This window comes from Kitasatospora sp. NPDC058243 (assembly GCF_042882025.1).
Lineage (GTDB): Bacteria > Actinomycetota > Actinomycetes > Streptomycetales > Streptomycetaceae > Kitasatospora.
This window is the reverse complement of sequence record NZ_JBHVWW010000032.1, coordinates 1-3,208: the sequence shown is the minus strand read 5'-3', so window position 1 is coordinate 3,208 and position 3,208 is coordinate 1. Positions and strand designations below refer to the sequence as shown.

Annotated in this window: 1 pseudogene; it reads left to right on the top strand. The window is 80.4% G+C overall.

From position 1 onward, the window contains the following. Positions 1-2,963 precede the first annotated feature (2,963 nt). A pseudogene (locus tag ACFVX9_RS21420) lies at positions 2,964-3,208 on the top strand (hypothetical protein); the annotation flags it as partial.

Sequence of the window (3,208 nt, the reverse complement as noted above, 5' to 3'; positions counted from 1 at the left end):
GGGCGTGGGGAGGAACTCTCTAGGAGAGAGAAACATGGGAAGACGGGTTTCGTCTTTCCGCTCGGGGGGGCTAGTGGGGGGTGGGGGCGTTTCCTTCCGGCTGGGCGGTCTCCGCTGGACCCCCCGGGCCCGTGCTGCCGTACGCCGCACCGGCGGTGGCGCCGTCGGAGGCTGCGGATCCGGCCTCGGCTGCGGCTTCGGTGGGGGACGGGCCGGGTGCGACGGGCGGGCTCGGTCGGGTGCGGCAGGTGCAGAGGTCCGGCGCCGTGGTGCGCCGGCTCCCCGTACGGGCAGTGGCCGCCGAGGGCGGTGTCGCTCCGGCTGCCCCCGCGCCCGCCCCCACCCCTGCTCACGGTTCCGAGGTGCCGCTTGCCGGGCAGGCCGGGCCTGACCGGCCGGTCCCGTCGCGCCGCGTCGGGAAGCCGCTGACCGCTGCACCCCGCCCCCGGTCGCTGCCGACGCGCGCGGTGGCCGTGATCCCGCCCCGGGCGGTGCAGCGTGCCGCGAGCGCGACGACGGTGGAACGATCCGCTGCCGTCGCGCCGATGGAGCCTGCTGACGGCGCGAAGCCGGTAGAGCCTGCCGAGGGTGTGGCACTGGTGGAACGGCCCGCGAGCGCGACGACGGTGGAGCAGTCCGCCGACGTTGCTCCGCCCGTCGCGGAGCCGGGTGCCATTGCGCGGCCGTCCGAGACCTCCGAGCCGGACCCGGTGCGGCCGACCGGTGCCCCGACCCCGAGCACTGGCAATGCCGTTCAGCGCGCCGCGAGGGGAGGCGCCGCACCGGGCCGGCCCGTGCTCGGTGCCCCGCTGACCTCGCTGCCCGCCAGCGCCTCGCCACGGCTCAACGCCGACGGCGCGTCAGGCCTGGGGCCCGTGCCCGGTCCCGGGGCCGGGCACGGGCCGATGCCGATCGTCTCCCCGCCCGCGCAGCCGACTGCTCCGACGGGGAGCGGGTCGGACGGCTCGGAACCGTCGGCACCGGGCAACCCGGCGCGCTCGGCTCGCCCTGCCCGCCCCGAGCCCGGACGGCGCGGGGACGCCCCCGTACAGCGCGCCGTCCAGACCGGCGGCAGTCCGACCTCCGCGCAGCGCGCCGCCCAGCCGCGCACCGAACAGGCGCGTACCGAACAGGCGCGCCCCGAATCGTCCAACGCCCGCACGCACGGCGGCCTGGGTGCGCCGCTGACCGCGCTGCCGCCGACGGCGGGCGCGGCACCCGGAGCACGGGCCGCCGGTACGGCCGACGGCCGGCGCGGCCCCGTCCGGCGGACCACGGCCCCGGGCCACGGCGCCCCCGCGACTCCCGACACCCCAGCGACTCCCGCCACCCCCGCCACTTCCGCACCGCCGCAGTCGGCCGGCCGAAGCACGGCGGCCCCGAGCCCGGAACACGCTCCTCGTGCCACAGACACGGCCGCCGCCGCGCCGGGCGCCACGGCAGTCCAGCGTGCGGCTGCGCCCGGCACGCGAAGCGCTGACACGAGCGGGCAGGGCGGCTCCACCGAGCCCGGCCCCGCGGCCGGGCCGCAGTCTCCCCCTGGGACGGCACCGCAGGACGCGGCCCGCCGGGCCCGGCGCAGCGGTGGTAGCAGTGGTACCGCTGGCGCCCGGGACGTGCGGCCGACCGCTTCGCCGGGCGAGCCCGGCCCGCTGGTCGTGGCCCGCTCGCCGATCGGCGGCACCGCCGCACGTCCGGCGGCCGGGCCGGGCCACCGCACGCTCGGCCTGCTCGGCGAGCGCCGCATGGCGTCCACGCTCGCCGCACCGGCGACGGCGCCCGCACCGGTGTCCGGCCGAGCGCCGGCGCCCGCGCCCGCCCCGCCCGTCGTCAGGGCCGCCTGGCCGCAGGAGCCGCCCGCGCGCACCCAGGTGCCGCCGGTCCTCCCGGAGCCGGCGGCACCCGCGAGCTGGCGGCACCGGGCCGCCGCCGTCCTGCGCCTGCCCCGACGGGCACAGGCGAGCCGACCCGACGCTGCGCGCCCGGCGTCCCCGGAATCCCCGTCGGACCCGGAAGGGACCGGCCCGGCGGTGCCGGGTGCGCGGGGTGCCGTGCTGGCGCGTGCGGGTGCGCGGGGATCGGCGTCCGGCAGCTCTGCGGACTCTGCCGGCTCGGGCGCGGTGGGGCGTTCTGCTGCCGTGAGGCGTCCGAGCGTGCAGCGTTCGGTGGCCGGCGGCGCCGGCCCGGTGAAGGCGGACGCGCGCTCGTCGGCGTCGGCCGGCTCGGCGGCGCAGGGGCCGCGGCTGTCAGGGCGCGGTGGTGCCCCCTCGGGGCGGGCAGGTGTGCGGGGTCCGGCGACTGGTGGTTCCGGTCCGGTGGCTGCCGGCCCCGGTACTGGCCCGATGGAGGCGGATGCGCGCCGGTCGGAGCGCGGCGCTCTTCCTGCGGGGCGGGCGGGTGTGCAGCGTTCGACGACGGCCGGGGGATCTCGCCCGGAGGCGCCGGACGGGCAGCCCGTAGCGCCCGCCATCGCCCCGGCCGGGCGGGTGCGGCGCGGGGAGACTCCCGTGCCGCCGGTGGCTGTGGAGCGTGGCGGCCGTGGTCCGGCGGTGCAGCGGTCGGTCTCCGGCGGTCCGAGCTCTGTCGAGCCGGGTGTCCGGTCGGCGGAGCCGCGAGGTGCTGCGGTGCCTGTCGTGGTTCCCGCCGGTCGGGTGCGGCGCGGGGAGCGTCCAGCACCCCCGGTCGTCGTGGCCGATGCCGGCCCGGCGGCTGTGGGCGCCTCCCGTGCCGGGCGCGCTGCGAGCGTGCAGCGCTCGGTGTCTGCGGGCCCTGCCGCTGCCGCTGCTGCCGGCTCTGCCCTCGCCCCCGGCCCGGTCGAGCCGACCGTGCGACCGGTGTTCTCCGCCGATGCGTCGACGCCTGCCGCAGCCCCCGCCGTCCCCGCCGTCCCCGCCGCTCGCGGGGGGCGTCCTGCGTCCGCGTCCGTTGCCCCCTCCGGTGGCCGTGTTCCGAGCGTGCCGTTGGTGCGACTCACCCCGCCGAGCGCCCCGCCGAGCGCCTCGGCGTCCCCGGCGGTCCCCGCGATGGTCCAGCGGCTGCCGGTCGCCGGACCCGCCGGCCCTCCCGTCCCCGCGTCCGCGGCGCCGCCGCTGCCGGGCGGTGGCGCCTGGGCGCCGGGCGTCGCGGGGGGCGGCTTCGGCGGACCGGGGGCGGGTGGGGAGTCGGCGCTGCGCACCGGGTCGTGGTCGTGGACCGCGCCGTCCCGGGA